Consider the following 15,989-nt stretch of genomic DNA (forward strand, 5'->3'; position numbering starts at 1 on the left):
GTCAGGTCTCGCCGTCGCGGGCGGTGCGGCGCTGGACCAGGACGGCGGCCACGATGATCGCGCCCTTGGCGATCTGCTGGACGTCGCTCTGCAGGTTGTTGAGGGCGAAGATGTTGGTGATGGTGGTGAAGACGAGGACTCCGAGGACGGAGCCGACGATGGTGCCGCGGCCGCCGCTGAGGAGGGTGCCGCCGATGATGGCGGCGGCGATGGCGTCGAGCTCGTACAGGTTGCCGTTGGTGTTCTGGCCGGAGCCGGAGAGCACGACGAGCAGGAAGGCGGCGATGCCGCAGCACAGTCCGGAGAGCAGGTAGAGGAGGAGACGCTGGCGGCGTACGTCGATGCCGGCGAGCCGGGCGGCCTCCGGGTTGCCCCCGACGGCGATCGTGCGGCGGCCGAAGGTGGTGCGGTTGAGCAGCAGCCATCCGGCGACGGTGACGGCGGCGAAGACCAGGACGAGCGGCGGGATCCCGAGGACGTAGGAGTCGGGGACGCCGAGGTCGAGCACGGACGGGACGGTGACGATCTGGGTCCTGCCGTCGGTGATCTGCAGGGCGAGCCCGCGGGCCGAGGCGAGCATGGCCAGGGTGGCGATGAAGGGGACCATGCGGCCGTACGCGACGAGGACGCCGTTCACGAGGCCGCAGCCGAGTCCGACGACGACCGCCGTGAAGAGGATGCCGGCGAAGCCGAACTCCTGGGTGGCGAGGGTGGTGGCCCAGACGGAGGCGAGGGCGACGATCGCGCCGACGGAGAGGTCGATGCCGCCGCTGGTGATGACGAAGGTCATGCCGACGGTGACGACGCCGATCACGGACGCCTGGGTCAGGACGAGTTGCAGGTTGGAGGTGGCGAGGAACTCGGCGGGCCGGGTGAGGCCGCCGACGGCTATCAGGGCGAGGAGGACGCCGAGCAGGGACAGGTTGCGGACGTCGGCCCGGAGACCGAGCGCGCGCCGACGCCCTTCCCCTGTCGGCGTCTTGGCCGGGGTGGTGAGCGTCATACGGCCGGGCTCCCTTCCATCACGAGGTCGAGTACGCGGTGTTCGTCGAGGTCCTGGGCGGGTGCCTGGTGGACGACCCGGCCTTCGCGGAGCACCAGGACGCGGTCGGCGAGGCCGAGGACCTCGGGTACCTCGCTGGAGACGAGGAGGACGGCGAGGCCGTCGTCGGCGAGGCCGCGGATGACGGCGTACAGCTCGGCGCGGGCGCCGACGTCGACACCGCGGGTGGGTTCGTCGAGGAGGAGGACGCGGCAGCCGCGCAGCAGCCAGCGGGCGAGGACGGCCTTCTGCTGGTTGCCGCCGGAGAGGGTGCGGACGGGCACGTCGGGGAGGTCGGGGCGGAGCGAGAGGGCGCGGGTGGCGGTCCTCGCGGTCTCGCGTTCGGTGGCGCGGTCGATCCAGCCGGCCCGGGAGAAGCGGCCGAGGGAGGAGACGGAGACGTTGCGGGTGACGGATTCGAGGAGGAGCAGGCCCTGCGCCTTGCGTTCCTCGGGGGCGAGGCCGAGCCCGGCGGCGACGGCGGCGGGGACGCTGCCGGGGCGCAGGGGCCGTCCGTCGACGAGGACCCGGCCGGCGGTGGGCCGCCGTGCTCCGTACACGGTCTCCAGGATCTCGGAGCGGCCCGAGCCGACGAGCCCGGCGAGGCCGACGATCTCGCCCGGCCGCAGTTCGAGGTCGAGCGCCTCGAACTCGCCCTTCCTGGCGAGCCCCCGGACCTGGAGGACGGGGTCGCCGGCCGGGGGGCCGGCGGGCCGCTCGGGGAAGACGTACGGGACGTCACGGCCGGTCATGAGGGCGACGACCTCGCGGGTCGGGGTGGTCGCGGCGGGCAGTCCGCGGGCGACGGCCCGGCCGTCCTTGAGGACGGTGACGCGGTCGCCGATGCGGCGGATCTCCTCCAGGCGGTGGGAGATGTAGACGACGGCGACGCCGTCGGCGGTGAGGTCGGCGACGATCCGGAAGAGGTTGCCGACCTCGTCGGGGTCGAGGGCGGCGGAGGGTTCGTCCATGACGATGAGGCGCACGTCGTGGGAGAGCGCGCGGGCCATGGAGACGATCTGCCGCTGGGCGGCGGACAGCGCGCCGACGCGCCGGGCCGGGTCGATCTCGGGGTGGCCGAGGCGTTTCAGGAGCGCGGCGGTGGCCTCCCGCGCGGCCCGGCCGCGGACGAATCCGGCGGTGGTGGGTTCGTGGCCCAGGTGGACGTTCTCGGCGACGGAGAGGCCTTCGACGAGGTCGAGTTCCTGGTAGATGGTGGCGATGCCGAGGCGGACGGCGGCGCTCGGGGAGCGGAGCCGTACGGGTTCGCCGTTCCAGGTGATGCTGCCGTCGTCGGGCTGGTGGGCTCCGGCGAGGACCTTGATGAGGGTGGACTTGCCGGCACCGTTCTGACCGAGGAGGCAGTGGACCTCGCCGGGCGCGACCTCCAGGTCGACGCCGTCGAGGGCGCGGACGCCGGGGAAGGATTTGGTGATGCCGTGCATGGTGAGCAGGGGCGGTTGTTCTTGGGGCGGGTGGTCCTGGGGCATGGCGGAGGTCCCCTCGGCGGGTGCGGGTGGCGCCGGAGCGGGTGGGCGGGGTGGGGTGGGACCCGGCAGTGCGGGCCGGTGGGTGGTGTGTGCCCACCCGTTCCGCCCTGGGGGTCCCCCCTGGACGTAGTCCTTGGGGGAGGAACGAATGCCCACACACCACCGGCGGGGCGACGGCCCAGCCGATGGGCTGAGTCGGTGCTCTACGCCGGGGAGAAGAGGTGGTCGCTGATGAGGCGGGCCGCGCCGGTGACACCGGCGGTCTGGCCCAGTTCTCCGAGGACGATGGGAAGGTTGCCGGTGGCCAGGGGCAGTGACTGCCGGTAGACCTGGGTGCGGACACTGGCGAGGAGGTTGTGACCGAGGCCGGTGACACCGCCGCCGATCACCACCAGACCGGGGTTGAAGAAGCTGACGAGTCCGGCGATGACCTGCCCGACCCGGTTTCCGCCCTCACGGATGAGGGCGAGCGCGGTGGCGTCGCCGGCGGCCGCCGCGGCGGCGACGTCGACGGCGGTGAGGTGCCCGGCCGCCGCGAGCCGGGCGGCGAGCTCCTCCGACCGGCCGCCGCGCGCCGCGTCCTCGGCGTCGCGGGCGAGGGCGGCGCCGCTGAAGTGGGCTTCCAGGCAGCCGTTGTTGCCACAGGCGCAGGGGCGCCCGTCGGGTTCGACCTGGATGTGCCCGATGTCACCGGCGCTGCCCGTCGTACCGCGGTAGACCTCTCCGCCGACGACGATGCCGCAGCCGATGCCGGTGCCGATCTTGACGCAGAGGAAGTCGCCGACGGAGCGGGCGACACCGGCGTGCTGCTCCCCCATGGCCATGAGGTTCACGTCGTTGTCGACCATGACGGGGCAGCCGAGTTCCTGGCTGAGTGCCTCCCGTACGGGGAAGCCGTCCCAGCCGGGCATGATCGGTGGTGCGACGGGGACGCCCTCGGGGAAGCGGACGGGCCCGGGGACGCCGATGCCGGCGCCGTCGAAGCCTTCCGCGAGTCCCGTGGAGCGGAGCTTCGCCGCCATCGACAGGGCCTGTTCGAAGACGGCGACGGGGCCCTCGCGGACGTCCATCGGGTGGTTGAGGTGCCCGAGCACCTCCAACTCGGCGTTGGTGACGGCGACGTCGATGGAGGTGGCGCCGATGTCGATGCCGAGGAAGCGGAGTTCGGGCGCGAGCCGGATGTTGTGCGAGCGACGGCCGCCGCGGGAGGCGGCGAGGCCGTCGGCGACGACGAGACCGGTCTCCAGGAGCCGGTCGACCTCGACGGCGAGCTTGGAGCGGGAGAGATCGATCTGATCTCCCAGCTGGGCGCGGGAGTTGGGTCCTCCGTCGCGCAACAGCCTGAGGAGCCGCGCCTGATGCCGGTTGGCAGGTCGTGCCGTCATGCGTCTCACGCGCCCCTCCCTCTCGCACACGCTCGTCTTCGGGCTTTCGAGGGGAACGTAGCAGCGGCGTACCGGGGTGGGAAGAAGTTGCGCACGAATCGGCCCCGACTTTTTCCCGGTTGGGGACAAAGGCGGGGGTCGTGGAGGGAGAAGGGGCGGTACGGGGGTCGGGGACGGACGGTGGGGCGGAGGGCAGGAACGGACGGTGGGGCGGTTGGGCGGTCAGCGGACCCCGACCAGACGGGCCGAGACGACCACGTTGCCCGCGTAGCCGCTCTCCTCGGTGAAGCTGCCGCCGCACGTGATCAGGCGCAGCTCGGGGGCACCCACGTCCCCGTAGACCCGCTCGGCGGGAAACCCCTCCTTGGAGACGACCTCGACCCCGTACACGGCGAAGACGGCGGTCCTGCCGTCGCGGCGCGCGATCTCCACGCGGTGCCCCTGGCCGAGGGCACCGAGGTCGTAGAAGACGGCCCGTCCGCCCGGGGTGTCGACGTGGCCGACGACGACGGCGGTGCCGCGCTCGCCGGGGGTGACCGCACCGGTGAACCAGCCCGCGAGCCGTTCCTCCTCGGGGGGTGGGGCCTCGATCCAGCCGTCGGCGTCGAGCCCGACCTTCATGACGGGGGCGTCGATCCGGACGGCCGGTACGCGGACCCGGACCGGCGTGGACGGGGGCAGCGGATCGGGTACGGACACGGGGGCGAGCACGGCGGCCGCCCGGGTGCCGTCGGGTGCGGCGGCGGCGAGGGGCTGCGGCGGGCCGTCGGCCCCGAGCTCCTCCGCACCACCGCGTACGAGGTGGATGCCGACGAGGAGGACGACGGCGATGACGCCCCAGGCGCCACGCCGTCCCGTACCGTCCGACCGCCCCACGTCCGCCCTCCTCCTCGCACCGGCGCCCGCGGTGCCGAAGCGTCATGGCGCCCCTCCGTCCCGGACCTCGTCACACCGGAACGGAGGGGCCGTTTCAAGCCCCCCGGTTTCCGGCCGTCAGACGCGGCCGTCGGCGTCGCGGCGGCGGGTCAGCACGACGGCGGCGCCGAGCGCCCCGGCGATGAGCAGGACTCCCGTGACCACCTCGGTCACACCGAGCCCCTCGGAGTCCTCGCCGGACGCGGCGGCGGTCCCGTAGCCGGCCTTGACGCCCTTCTGCGCTGCCGGGGGCATGCCGCTGTCGTGCCAGGGCGTCTTTTCGCCGGTGCCGCCGCCTCCCTGGGCGATGGTGAGGGTGGTGGTGCCGCGCTCGCCCTTGCAGTCGAAGGTGATCTCGTACCGGGCGCCGGCCTTGGCGTCGACGTCCACGGTCGCGGTGCCCGAACGGCCCTCGCTGAGGGTCACCGCGTCGAACACGCCGGAGGTGACGCTCACCGTCGGCACTTCGCAGCCGTCAGAGGTGAGGGTGACGGTGCCGCCGGGGGCGACCGTCGCCGGGGTGACGGAGAAACCGAACGACGTGATGTTCTGCTCGCCCTCGTCCGCCAGGGCCGCCGGCGCGACCGCGACCACGGCGGCGCTCAGCAGGGCGGCGGCGGAAGCGGCACGTATCGCACGCATGGCGGTGTCCTCCAGATCCACGCGAGGGCCCGGCCGCGGAGCGATTCCGTGCCGGAAGGCGACGACCCTCACCGCGATCGAAGCTAGGTCCGCCCCCGGGGCGCCGCCACCGGGCTCCGCCGAACGGGTCATGACCGTGGGTGACCGCCGTGACGGGACACGACCGCACACGGGCGGACGGACGGGCCCGGCCGCCGACGGCCGCGGCCCGCGCACGGACGGAGCGCCGGCCGCTTCGGCGGCACCCGGCGGCCCCTCACCGGGTGCCGCCGCGCCAGGGCGGTCACGGCCGGGGCGGTCACGGCCGGGGTACGGCCCCGCCAGGGAGCGTCAGGGCACCCGGACGACCTGGCCCGCGTACGAGAGGTTGCCGCCGAAGCCGAAGAGCAGGACCGGGGCGCCGGAGGCCAGCTCGCCGCGTTCGACCAGCTTGGCGAGGGCCAGCGGGATCGAGGCGGCCGAGGTGTTGCCGGAGTCGACGACGTCGCGGGCGACGATCGCGTTGACGGCGCCGATCTTCGCGGCGAGCGGCTCGATGATCCGCAGGTTGGCCTGGTGCAGGACCACGCCCGCGAGTTCCTCCGGAGTGATGCCGGACCGCTCGCAGGCCTGCCGGGCGAGGGCGGGCAGCTGCTGGGTGGCCCAGCGGTAGACGCTCTGGCCCTCCTGCGCGAAACGGGGCGGGGTGCCCTCGATGCGGACGGCGTGGCCCATCTCCGGGACGGAGCCCCACAGGACCGGGCCGATGCCGGGCGCCTCCCCCGCGGCTCCCCCGTCGACCGCCTCGACGATCGCGGCGCCCGCGCCGTCTCCGACGAGGACGCAGGTGGTGCGGTCCGTCCAGTCGACCACCTCGGTCATCTTGTCGGCGCCGATCACCAGGACGCGGCGCGCCCCGCCGGCCCGTACGGCGTGGTCGGCGGTGGCCAGGGCGTGCGTGAACCCGGCACACACCACGTTGAGGTCCATGGTCGCGGGCGAGGTCATGCCGAGGCGGGCGGCGACGCGGGCGGCCATGTTGGGCGAGCGGTCGATGGCCGTGGAGGTGGCGACGAGGACGAGGTCGATGTCGTCGGGGTCGAGCCCGGCCGTGGCCAGGGCCTTGCCCGCCGCGTGCGCGGCGAGTTCGTCGACGGGCTCGTCGGGCCCGGCGACGTGCCGGGTGCGGATGCCGACCCGGCTGGTGATCCACGCGTCGTCGGTGTCGACCAACTCCGCGAGATCCTGGTTGGTGAGCACCTTGGCGGGCTGGTAGTGCCCGAGCGCGGCGATGCGAGTGCCCGTCATACCCGGGACCCCCTAGGTGAATCGATCGTCGACAGGAATTCCCCAGTCTTGCCAGCGACTGACGGGTAACCGGTGACGTAAACCACCAACATTCACCCGTACCCCTTGGCCGACCGCGACAAGGCCCCGGGCGGGGCACGGCCTCCACGGCGCCGGGCGGGCACCGGGGCCCGGGTCAGTTCTTCGGTGGGTCGATCATCTGGAGGGCGAGGGCGGCCGGGGGCGGGGCGATGCCGGGGCCGCCCGCCGCCGTCCAGGCGAGGATGTCGTCGACGGCGTCCTCGTCCAGGGTGAAGGCGACCCAGGCGGCCCGTCCGCCGCGCCGCCTGCCCTCGGTGGAGGGCTGAACGACGACGATGTTGGCCTGGGCGCAGGGTCCGAGGCAGTCGCTGGTGCGGACGGCGAGCCGGCCGCGGGAGGCCGCGGCGGCCTCCCGGAGGCGGGCGAGCTGGCCGGTGTGGTCGGTGCCGGGGTTCTTGCGGGCGTCGCCGCAGCAGCAGCCGCGGCAGACGACGAGGGAGCAGGGGCGGGCCCCGTACCGTATCGGGACCGGGGTCATGCGGGGCCGTCCAGGGTGATCGCGGAGACCGGGGCGACCGTGCCGAGGCGGGGGAAGTCGAGGCTGACGGAGGCGTGGTGCTCGTCGGCGGTGAGCGCGGTCATGGCGTCCTCGGCGAAGACGAGGTCGTAGCCGTGGTCGCAGGCGGCGCGGGCGGTGGACTCGACGCCGAGGTTGGTGGCGATGCCGCCGAGGACGAGAGTGGTGGCGCCGAGTCCGGAGAGCAGCTCGTGGAGTCCGGTGTCCTGGAAGGCGCCGATGGTGCGCTTGACGACGACGTGGTCGCCGTCCTCGACGAGATCGGGGACGAGGCCGCTGCCGGGCGGCTGGCGGTCGACGTGCGGCCGCTCGACCCGGATGTGGACGACGGGGGCGCCGACGGCCCGGAAGGTGCCGGCGAGCCGGGCGGCCGCGGCGAGGACGTCGGTGCCGGTACGGGGGGCAAGGGGCAGCGCGACGATGCGTTCCATGAGGTCGACGAGGACGAGCGCGGTGCGGTCGGGATCGAGTGCGGGCATGGGAGCACCGTAGCGGCCCGGATGATCACCGAGGCTCCGGCAGGGGTGTGATCCGGCCTACGGAGGGGGTGCCGGGGCCCTCCCCCGCTTCCGCCTCCATGGCCGTGTCCGTGCCCGTGTCCATGTCCCGTGCGCGGCGCTTCGCGATGACGGCGCAGACCATCAGCTGCATCTGGTGGAAGAGCATCAGCGGGAGTACGGCGAGCGCGGCCTGCGGGCCGAAGAGGACGCTGGCCATCGGCAGGCCGGCCGCCAGGCTCTTCTTCGAGCCGGCGAACTGGATGGCGATCCGGTCGGCCCGGTCGAAACCGAGCCGGCGGGCGCCGTACCAGGTGAGGGACAGCATCGCCGCGAGGAGGACGGCTTCCACGGCGAGCAACAGGGCGAGCCTGGCGGGGGTCACCAGGTGCCAGATGCCGGCGACCACGCCCTGGCTGAAAGCGGTGTAGACGACGAGGAGGATCGAGCCCCGGTCGACGTGTCCGAGAACCTTCTTGTGCCGGACCAGGAAGCCGCTGACCCAGCGCCGCAGCAGCTGTCCGGCGAGGAAGGGTACGAGGAGCTGGAGCACGATCCTCAGGAGCCCGTCGGCGGAGAGGCCGCCGGCACCGTCGCCGAGGAGCAGTGCCGCGAGCAGGGGGGTGAGGACGATGCCGGCGAGGGAGGAGAAGGAACCGGCGCAGATCGCGGCGGGGACGTTGCCGCGGGCGATCGAGGTGAAGGCGATGGACGACTGGATGGTGGACGGCACCAGGCAGAGGAAGAGAAGGCCGCTGTAGAGCTGGGGGGTGAGCACGGTGGGGACGAGGCCGCGCGCGGCGAGTCCGAGGAGCGGGAAGACCAGGAAGGTGCTGCCGAGGACGGTGAGGTGGAGCCGCCAGTGCTTGAGGCCGTCGAGGGCCTCGCGGGTGGAGAGCCGGGCGCCGTAGAGGAAGAAGAGGAGGGCCACGGCGCCGGTGGACGTGCCCTCGGCGATGTCGGCGGCGGCGCCGGAGGCGGGGAGCAGTGCGGCGAGGACGACCGTGCCGAGCAGGGCGAGGACGTAACCGTCGACGGGGAGCCGGGACGGCAGGCGAAGGGTGCGGCGCCGGGCGGGGCGGCCGGTCGTGCGGACGGTCATGGGCTCCACTGCTCTTGCGCTGCGGGGGGGGCGGGCGGTCCTGTCGTGCGCCGCTGGGACGGGGCGGGCCCTGTCGTGCACCGCAAGGGAGGGTCGGACCCTGTCGTGCGCTGCGGGGCGGGTCGGGCGCTTCCATCCTGCTCCACGGACCGGTGATCGGGAATCCCGTACAACGCTCTGACTGTCATCATGCCCCGCGATGAGCGGTACGGTCGTCCCGTGTACGAGCCGACGCATCTGCGCACCTTTCTCGCCGTGGCCCAGACGCTGAGCTTCACACGGGCCGCGGGCCGCCTCGGACTGCGGCAGTCGACCGTGAGCCAGCACGTGCGGCGCCTCGAGGAGGCGACGGGCCGGCCGCTGTTCACCCGGGACACGCACCGGGTGGCGCTGACGGAGGACGGGGAGGCGATGCTGGGCTTCGCGCGCACGATCCTCCAGGCGCACGAGCGGGCGGCGGCGTTCTTCGGCGGGACCCGGTTGCGCGGCCGGCTGCGTTTCGGCGCGTCGGAGGACTTCGTGACGACCAGGCTGCCGGAGATCCTGGAGTCGTTCCGGCGCGAGCATCCGGAGGTCGACCTGGAGCTGACGGTCGAACTGTCGGGCACCCTCCAGGCCCGTCTCGCGGCCGGCCGGCTCGATCTGATCCTGGCGAAGCGGCGGGACGCGGAGAGCGAGGGCCGGCTCGTGTGGGAGGACGCGCTGATCTGGATCGGCGCGCCGGGCCTTCGGCTCGATCCGGACCGGCCGGTGCCGCTGATCCTGTACCCACCGCCGGGGATCACCCGGGCGCGGGCCCTGGAGGCGCTGGAGGCGCAGGGCCGGGCGTGGCGGATCGCGTGTACGAGTTCCAGCCTGAGCGCGAACGTGGCGGCGGCGCGCGCGGGGCTCGGGGTGATGGCGCACACGAGGGGTCTGGTGCCGCCGGGGCTCGTGCCGGTCCCGGCCCGCGCGGGGCTTCCGGAGCTGGGGGACGTGGGCTTCGTGCTGCGCGGCGGGCGCAGGGCCGGGGCGGTGCAGGAGGCGGCGGACGCGCTGGCGGAGGCGATCCTGGCGGGCGGCGACCGGCTGCACAGACCTGGGTGAACAGGGGCGGCCGCGCGGTCTCCGGGGCGCGGCGAACGGGCGGCGGCACGGGACTTCGGTGCGCGGCGAACGGGCCGCGGCGCGGTGCTTCGGTGCGTGGCGAGTGGGCCGCGGTGGCCCGTGGGAACCGGCCCGGGGCAGGGCTCGAGTGAGCGGCCGGTACAGATTCCGTGGAGATTCCCGCCCGGCGGACGTACCGAGCGGTCGGTAACGACCCCGGGGTGTCCATGACTTGACCTCTCCACCCACCCTGACCTGTGTGAACACGGAATGTCCCGGCTTGGTGAAGGCCCTGCCGCGGGGCAGTCGGGTGGGGTACCGTCACCCGCGCCGTACGGAGCGCGACAACGGGCTTTTCCAGCCACCGAGCCGTCGAGGAGCAGGTCAGTGCGCGAGTTCACCGTGCCGCCCGTCGAGGCGGCGCCTCAGGTCGGCGGTCTGGCGGACGCCGTGTTCGAGCGCGCCCTCGCCGAGCCCGACCGGATCGTGCTCGGCCGTAAGGGCCCGGACGGGGAATGGCGGGACGTGACGGCGGCGCGGTTCCGGGACGAGGTCCTGGGTCTCGCGAAGGGCCTGATCGCGGAGGGCGTGCGGTTCGGCGACCGGGTCGCCGTGATGTCCCGTACCCGCTACGAGTGGACGCTCTTCGACTTCGCGCTGTGGACGATCGGCGCCCAGCCGGTTCCGGTCTATCCGACCTCCTCCGCCGAGCAGGTCTTCTGGATGCTGCACGACTCCGAGGTCACGGCGTGCGTGGTGGAGCACGAGGACCACGCGATGACGATCGGTTCGGTGATCGACCGGCTGCCCATGCTCCGGCGTCTGTGGCAGCTGGACGCGGGCGCGGTGGCCGAGCTGACGGCGGCGGGGACGGAGATCGACGAGGACGTCGTGCACCGGCACCGGCGGGCGGTGACCCCGGAGACGGTGGCGACGGTCATCTACACGTCGGGGACGACCGGCCGCCCCAAGGGCTGTGTGATCACCCATGCCAACTTCATGTTCGAGACGGACATGCTGGTGGGCCGCTGGGAGCCGGTGTTCCGGTCCCGGCCGGGTGAACAGGCCTCGACGCTGCTGTTCCTGCCGCTCGCGCACGTCTTCGGCCGGATGGTGGAGGTCGCGGCGGTGCGCAGCGGGGTGAAGCTGGGGCACCAGCCGGTGATGGCGGCGGGCGAGCTGCTCCCGGACCTGGCGGCGTACCGGCCGAGCTTCGTCCTCGCCGTGCCGTACGTCTTCGAGAAGGTCTTCCACGCGGCGCGGCGCAAGGCGGAGCGGGAGGGGAAGGCGGGTCCCTTCGACAAGGCCGTGGAGGTCGCGGTCGCCTACGCGGAGGCGCTGGAGCAGAAGGCGTTCGGGACCGGTCCCGGCCCTTCGGCGGCGCTGCGCGTGCAGCACCAGTTCTTCGAGAAGACGGTGTACGGGAAGGTCCGGGCGGCCCTGGGCGGGCGGCTGCGGCACGCGATGTCGGGCGGTTCGGCGATGGACCGCAGGCAGGGGCTGTTCTTCGCGGGTGCGGGGATCACGGTGTTCGAGGGGTACGGCCTGACGGAGTCCTCGGCAGCCGCGACCGCGAACCCGCCCGAGCGCGTGAAGTACGGCACGGTCGGGCAGCCGGTGCCGGGGACGACGGTGCACATCGCGGAGGACGGCGAGGTGTGGCTGCACGGCGGCCAGGTCTTCTCCGGCTACCTGAACGATCCCGGGGCGACCTCGGCCGTCCTCAGCGACGGCTGGCTGGCCACCGGCGACCTGGGGGCCCTCGACGAGGACGGCTACCTGACGATCACCGGGCGCAAGAAGGAGATCCTGGTGACCTCCGGCGGCAAGAGCGTCGCCCCGACGCGTCTGGAGGAACGGGTGCGGGCGCATCCGCTGATCGCCCAGTGCATCGTCGTCGGCAACGACCGGCCGTACATCGCGGCCCTCGTCACGGTCGACCAGGAGGCGGTGGAGCACTGGCTCGCGATGCAGGGGCGGGCGCCGCTCGCACCGGCGGAGCTGGTGCGCGATCCGGCTCTGGAGACCGAGATCCGGCGGGGGGTGGTGGCGGCGAACACGCTGGTCTCGCAGGCCGAGTCGATCCGCACCTTCCGGATCCTGGCGCATCCGTTCAGCGAGGAGCACGGACTGCTCACCCCGTCCCTGAAGCTGAAGCGGAAGGCGATCGAGCGGGCGTACGCGGCGGAGGTCGCGGCGCTGTACGGCTGAGCCGTTCCCGCGCGCGACGAGGGATGAAGAGCAGGGGACGCGGAATGCGCGGCGGCCCGTGGTCGTTGACGCTGGGAGTACCCGTACGGCCTTCAGGGGGCGTACGGGCGCCACGACCAGCGACAACGTAAGGATTCCTCCCACGTGAGCACGGACAGCAAGGTTCCCTCGGTCCCCTCGGTCACCCTGAACAACGGCGTCCGGATGCCGCAGCTGGGCTTCGGTGTCTGGCAGGTGCCGGACGACGAGGCGGCGACGGCCGTGACGACCGCTCTGGAGGCCGGCTACCGCTCCATCGACACCGCCGCGATCTACGGGAACGAGGAGGGCACGGGCCGTGCCGTCGCCGCGTCCGGGATCGCCCGCCAGGACCTGTTCGTCACCACCAAGCTGTGGAACAGCGAGCAGGGCTACGACTCGACGCTGAAGGCCTTCGACACCTCGCTCGACAAGCTGGGTCTCGACTACGTCGACCTGTACCTGATCCACTGGCCGGTGCCGGCGAAGGACGCGTACCTCGACACGTACCGGGCCTTCGAGAAGATCTACGCGGACGGCCGGGCCAAGGCGATCGGCGTCTCGAACTTCCTTCCGGAGCACCTGGAGCGGCTGATCGGCGAGACCTCGGTCGTGCCCGCCGTCAACCAGATCGAGCTCCACCCGCAGCTCTCCCAGCGGGCCTCCCGCGAGGCGCACGCCCGGTACGGGATCGCGACCGAGGCGTGGTCGCCGCTGGGCTCCGGCAAGGGTCTCCTGGACGTGCCGGCGATCGTCGCGATCGGCCGCAAGCACGGCAGGACGCCGGCCCAGGTCGTGCTGCGCTGGCACCTCCAGCTGGGGAACGTGGTGATCCCGAAGTCGGTCACCCCGTCCCGCATCCAGGAGAACATCGACGTCTTCGGCTTCGAGCTGGACGCCGAGGACCTGGCGGCGATCGCCGCGCTCGACGAGAACCGCCGACTGGGCCCGGACCCGGCGGAGTTCAGCGTCGGCGCCTGACGGCGGAGCACTCCGGCGCCGTGCCACTTCCGTGGTGCGGCGCCGCTGTCGTACCCGGGACGTAGGGTCGGTGACGGCCCTCGGGGCCCGTGCGGCCCCGCGCCGTGACGTCCAACAGGGGTGCGAACAGGAGGAGTCGGTACGTGAGTGGTGCTCCGGGGCCCGTCGAAGAGGGTCTCTATCGCGTGCGGAACGTGGCCAGCGGGCTGCTCCTCGAGGTGTACGAGGGATCGAGCCGCAGCGGCGCCAACGTGCAGCAGGCCACCGGGAACGGAACCGCCGGGCAGCACTGGCACATCACGCCCGTGCCGAACGGCGGCGGGCTGTACCACCTGGTCAACGCCGCCAGCGGGAAGCGGCTCGACGTGGCCAACGCGTCCACGGAGAACGGCGCCAACATCCAGCAGTGGAAGGCGAACAACTTCGGCGCGCAGGAGTGGATCATCGAGCAGGACCTCCAGTCGCCGGGGACGGTCGCGCTCGTGAGCTTCGTCAGCGGACTGTTCCTGGAGGTCGCGGACGGTTCGACGGCCGACGGGGGCAACGTACGGCAGTGGGAGGACACCGACTCGCCGTTCCAGTGGTGGCGGCTCGAGCCGGTGTCCTGAACGCGGCCCCGGGGGGCGGGCGTCAGCCCTTGCGGGCGGTGTGGACGGTGCGGGCCGTGAGGTGGAACAGGTCCGTGCGGTGGTGCAGGGACAACTCGTCGGACGGGTCGAGGAGCCGGTCGAGCGTCGCCCGGTCGTCCGCGTCGAGCCGGTCGCCGCAGCCCTCCCGGAGCCGCCCGAAGGAGGCGAGGGCCAACTCCCGTACGACCGGGGACACCGGCGCGGGGACGTCGGTGAGGAAGGTGCGGGTGCCCGCGGGGATGAGGCCGGCGCCGGCGAGGAGCGCCCGCCAGTCGTCCGGCTCGTCCTTGGCCCCGGGGAGCTCGGCGCGCATCTCGCCGAACAGGTCCGTGTGGGCGGCGTCGAGGCGCGCCTCGAGGCCCGGCCTGCCGATCCCGATGTGCCGGGGCAGGTAGCGGGTGGGCAGGCCGCCCTCGACGAGGACCATCAGGCCGCCGGGGTTCAGCAGTTCGGCGAACTCCACGAGCGCGGCCCGCTGGTCGCCGATGTGATGCAGCGAGTTGCCCGCCCAGATCAGGTCGGCCCGCCCCAGGCCGGCGATGCCGTCGGGGAGTTCGGCGTGGAGCGTGGAGACCCGGCCGCCGAGTCCGCGGGCCTCGGCGCGGGCCTCGGCGCGGGTGAGGAGTTCGGGGGTGCCGTCGACGGCGACCGCCTCGGCTGCCGGGAAGGCCTCGGCGAGCACTCCGGTGACGACGCCGGGGCCGCTGCCGACGTCGAGGATCCGCCGGACGCCCGGTGCCGGGACGAGCGTGCCGAGCCAGGCGGCGGCGTCGGCGTAGGCGGGGCTCGCGATCTCGGCCTGCCGCTCCAGGAGCGGGGCGATCTCGTTCCAGTCCGGGTGGGTGTGGTCGTGGTGGTGCGGCCCGGGCGCGTGGGCGTGTCCGTGTCCGCCGTGGCCCCGGCCGTGCCCGTCCTGGCCGTGTCCGCCCTGACTCTGCCCCTGGCCTTGTCCGCCCTGGTCGTGGCCCTGGCCGTGCCCGTGTCCGTCGTGGGATTCGCTCTGCTGGCTCATGGGGCCAGCGTGCGACAGCCGGGCCCGCGGCGCGAGAAACGTTGCCGTTCCGGCAAAGGAATCCGCCGTGGCCCGACGGGTCACACCCTGGCGCGGTGTTCCTGCGGGCTGACGCCCCGGACCCGTTTGAACGCGGCGCTGAGCGCGAACGCCCCGCTGTAGCCGACCTGCCGGGCGACGGACTCGACGGTGGCGTCCGTCTCGCGCAGCAGGTCTGCGGCGAGCGCGAGCCGCCAGCCGGTGAGGTACGCCATCGGGGGCTCACCGACGAGTGCGGTGAAGCGGCGGGCGAGCGCGGCCCGGGACGCCCCCGCCTTCACGGCGAGCGAGGCGACGGTCCAGGGGTGGGCGGGGTCGTTCTGGAGCAGCCGGAGCGCCCGGCCGACCACCGGGTCGCCCATCGCCCGGTACCAGGCGGGAGCCTCGGCGCCGGGCCGGGCGAACCAGGCGCGGACGCCGGCGATCAGCATCAGGTCGAGGACCCGGTCGAGGACGACGGTCTGACCGGGTTCGTCGCGGGAGATCTCCTCGCCGAGGAAGGGCATGAGGGGGCAGTTCCACGCGTCGGCGGGCAGGTGGAGCAGTCCGGGGAGGGCGTCGAGCAGCCGGCGGCCGACCTCGCCGCCCATCCGGTAGGTGCCGATGAGGACGGTGGTGCCGCCGTCGGGCGCGTTGCCCCAGGTGCGGACGCCGAGCCGCATGGACTCGGCGAGCGGCTCCCCGTCGAGGGTGGTGCAGACGCCGCCGGGGCCGACCAGGGCGCGCGGCGGGGCGTCGGGGGCGTCGCCGACGGTGTACGGCTCGGGGCCACGGGCGATGGCGATGTCCCCGGGGCGCAGGAGGACGGGTGCGCCGGTGTCGGGGGCGATCCAGGCCTCGCCCTCGGTGACGCACATCAGGCAGATCGGGGCTCCGTCCTCGATGCGCACGGACCACGGCGGCTCCATGATCATGCGGAGCAGGAAGGCGCCCTTGGCACGGGGCCCGTCGAGGAGTCCGGCGAGTGCGTCCATGGAGGGAAAGCCTAGGCGAGGGGTGAGACGCAGACGTAGGGACGTGAGACTGCGGAGCATGGGCGACGGCGGTCGCGGCCG

The 15,989-nt window shown here is 73.4% G+C and carries 15 protein-coding genes; 4 read left to right on the plus strand and 11 right to left on the minus strand.

Translation table 11 applies throughout. The annotated features are described in order from the left end of the window. Position 1: 1 nt before the first annotated feature. The 9 genes from ACFWUY_RS08545 to ACFWUY_RS08585 all read right to left on the minus strand — a co-directional run bounded on the left by ACFWUY_RS08545 (position 2) and on the right by ACFWUY_RS08585 (position 8,958). Positions 2-1,003 (minus strand): ABC transporter permease, encoded by a 1,002-nt coding sequence (locus ACFWUY_RS08545; protein WP_384103781.1) that lies wholly within the window; start codon positions 1,001-1,003, stop codon positions 2-4. Then, on the minus strand, positions 1,000-2,532 hold the full coding sequence (locus ACFWUY_RS08550) for a sugar ABC transporter ATP-binding protein (RefSeq protein ID WP_384103785.1): 1,533 nt from the start codon (positions 2,530-2,532) through the stop codon (positions 1,000-1,002). Before ACFWUY_RS08550 ends, ACFWUY_RS08545 begins: the two co-directional genes overlap by 4 nt. A 203-nt stretch (positions 2,533-2,735) precedes the next feature. Next, positions 2,736-3,917, minus strand: coding sequence for an ROK family protein (locus ACFWUY_RS08555; RefSeq protein ID WP_384103788.1), 1,182 nt, complete (start codon positions 3,915-3,917; stop codon positions 2,736-2,738). A gap of 222 nt (positions 3,918-4,139) precedes the next feature. Beyond that, positions 4,140-4,793, minus strand: coding sequence for a class F sortase (locus tag ACFWUY_RS08560; RefSeq protein WP_384103791.1), 654 nt, complete (start codon positions 4,791-4,793; stop codon positions 4,140-4,142). A gap of 117 nt (positions 4,794-4,910) precedes the next feature. Then, positions 4,911-5,474: a hypothetical protein gene (locus ACFWUY_RS08565; RefSeq protein WP_384103793.1), complete on the minus strand. Its 564-nt coding sequence runs from the start codon at positions 5,472-5,474 to the stop codon at positions 4,911-4,913. A 330-nt stretch (positions 5,475-5,804) separates the two neighbouring features. Then, positions 5,805-6,761, minus strand: a complete 957-nt coding sequence (locus tag ACFWUY_RS08570) for a beta-ketoacyl-ACP synthase III (protein WP_384103796.1) — start codon at positions 6,759-6,761, stop codon at positions 5,805-5,807. Between the two features lie 175 nt (positions 6,762-6,936). Continuing rightward, the gene (locus ACFWUY_RS08575; protein WP_384103798.1) at positions 6,937-7,320 is read right to left on the minus strand and encodes a (2Fe-2S) ferredoxin domain-containing protein; all 384 of its coding nucleotides are present in this window, start codon (positions 7,318-7,320) and stop codon (positions 6,937-6,939) included. Beyond that, entirely contained in the window at positions 7,317-7,838 is a 522-nt protein-coding gene (locus ACFWUY_RS08580; RefSeq protein ID WP_384103801.1) for an isochorismatase family protein, read from the minus strand. Before ACFWUY_RS08580 ends, ACFWUY_RS08575 begins: the two co-directional genes overlap by 4 nt. Before the next feature lie 25 nt (positions 7,839-7,863). Further along, positions 7,864-8,958 (minus strand): bile acid:sodium symporter family protein, encoded by a 1,095-nt coding sequence (locus ACFWUY_RS08585; protein WP_384103807.1) that lies wholly within the window; start codon positions 8,956-8,958, stop codon positions 7,864-7,866. 219 nt (positions 8,959-9,177) lie between these two features. Between ACFWUY_RS08585 and ACFWUY_RS08590 the strand changes: the two genes are divergently transcribed. The 4 genes from ACFWUY_RS08590 to ACFWUY_RS08605 all read left to right on the plus strand — a co-directional run bounded on the left by ACFWUY_RS08590 (position 9,178) and on the right by ACFWUY_RS08605 (position 13,862). Next, positions 9,178-10,044 (plus strand): LysR substrate-binding domain-containing protein, encoded by an 867-nt coding sequence (locus ACFWUY_RS08590; protein ID WP_384103810.1) that lies wholly within the window; start codon positions 9,178-9,180, stop codon positions 10,042-10,044. Positions 10,045-10,431: 387 nt separating this feature from the next. Further along, a complete protein-coding gene (locus tag ACFWUY_RS08595) occupies positions 10,432-12,255 on the plus strand; it encodes an AMP-dependent synthetase/ligase (RefSeq protein ID WP_384103813.1) in 1,824 nt (607 codons plus the stop codon). 204 nt (positions 12,256-12,459) lie between these two features. After that, positions 12,460-13,254: an aldo/keto reductase gene (locus ACFWUY_RS08600; protein WP_384103999.1), complete on the plus strand. Its 795-nt coding sequence runs from the start codon at positions 12,460-12,462 to the stop codon at positions 13,252-13,254. A 143-nt stretch (positions 13,255-13,397) separates the two neighbouring features. Next, the gene (locus tag ACFWUY_RS08605; RefSeq protein WP_384103816.1) at positions 13,398-13,862 is read left to right on the plus strand and encodes an RICIN domain-containing protein; all 465 of its coding nucleotides are present in this window, start codon (positions 13,398-13,400) and stop codon (positions 13,860-13,862) included. Positions 13,863-13,884: 22 nt separating this feature from the next. Here ACFWUY_RS08605 and ACFWUY_RS08610 read toward each other — a convergent pair whose 3' ends face one another. Together ACFWUY_RS08610 and ACFWUY_RS08615 are read right to left on the minus strand one after the other, a co-directional pair. Then, positions 13,885-14,895 (minus strand): class I SAM-dependent methyltransferase, encoded by a 1,011-nt coding sequence (locus ACFWUY_RS08610; protein ID WP_384103819.1) that lies wholly within the window; start codon positions 14,893-14,895, stop codon positions 13,885-13,887. 80 nt (positions 14,896-14,975) lie between these two features. Further along, a complete protein-coding gene (locus tag ACFWUY_RS08615; RefSeq protein ID WP_384103822.1) occupies positions 14,976-15,908 on the minus strand; it encodes a cupin domain-containing protein in 933 nt (310 codons plus the stop codon). Positions 15,909-15,989: the final 81 nt, after the last annotated feature.

This window comes from Streptomyces sp. NPDC058664, from assembly GCF_042716635.1.
Lineage (GTDB): Bacteria > Actinomycetota > Actinomycetes > Streptomycetales > Streptomycetaceae > Streptomyces.

Excerpts from the sequence above, each read along its gene's own strand:
- ACFWUY_RS08545 (WP_384103781.1), bottom strand. The coding sequence starts at position 1,003 with ATGACGCTCACCACCCCGGCCAAGACGCCGACAGGGGAAGGGCGTCGG.
- ACFWUY_RS08550 (WP_384103785.1), bottom strand. The coding sequence starts at position 2,532 with ATGCCCCAGGACCACCCGCCCCAAGAACAACCGCCCCTGCTCACCATG.
- ACFWUY_RS08555 (WP_384103788.1), bottom strand. The coding sequence starts at position 3,917 with ATGACGGCACGACCTGCCAACCGGCATCAGGCGCGGCTCCTCAGGCTG.
- ACFWUY_RS08565 (WP_384103793.1), bottom strand. The coding sequence starts at position 5,474 with ATGCGTGCGATACGTGCCGCTTCCGCCGCCGCCCTGCTGAGCGCCGCC.
- ACFWUY_RS08570 (WP_384103796.1), bottom strand. The coding sequence starts at position 6,761 with ATGACGGGCACTCGCATCGCCGCGCTCGGGCACTACCAGCCCGCCAAG.
- ACFWUY_RS08575 (WP_384103798.1), bottom strand. The coding sequence starts at position 7,320 with ATGACCCCGGTCCCGATACGGTACGGGGCCCGCCCCTGCTCCCTCGTC.
- ACFWUY_RS08580 (WP_384103801.1), bottom strand. The coding sequence starts at position 7,838 with ATGCCCGCACTCGATCCCGACCGCACCGCGCTCGTCCTCGTCGACCTC.
- ACFWUY_RS08585 (WP_384103807.1), bottom strand. The coding sequence starts at position 8,958 with ATGACCGTCCGCACGACCGGCCGCCCCGCCCGGCGCCGCACCCTTCGC.
- ACFWUY_RS08600 (WP_384103999.1), top strand. The coding sequence starts at position 12,460 with ATGCCGCAGCTGGGCTTCGGTGTCTGGCAGGTGCCGGACGACGAGGCG.
- ACFWUY_RS08610 (WP_384103819.1), bottom strand. The coding sequence starts at position 14,895 with ATGAGCCAGCAGAGCGAATCCCACGACGGACACGGGCACGGCCAGGGC.
- ACFWUY_RS08615 (WP_384103822.1), bottom strand. The coding sequence starts at position 15,908 with ATGGACGCACTCGCCGGACTCCTCGACGGGCCCCGTGCCAAGGGCGCC.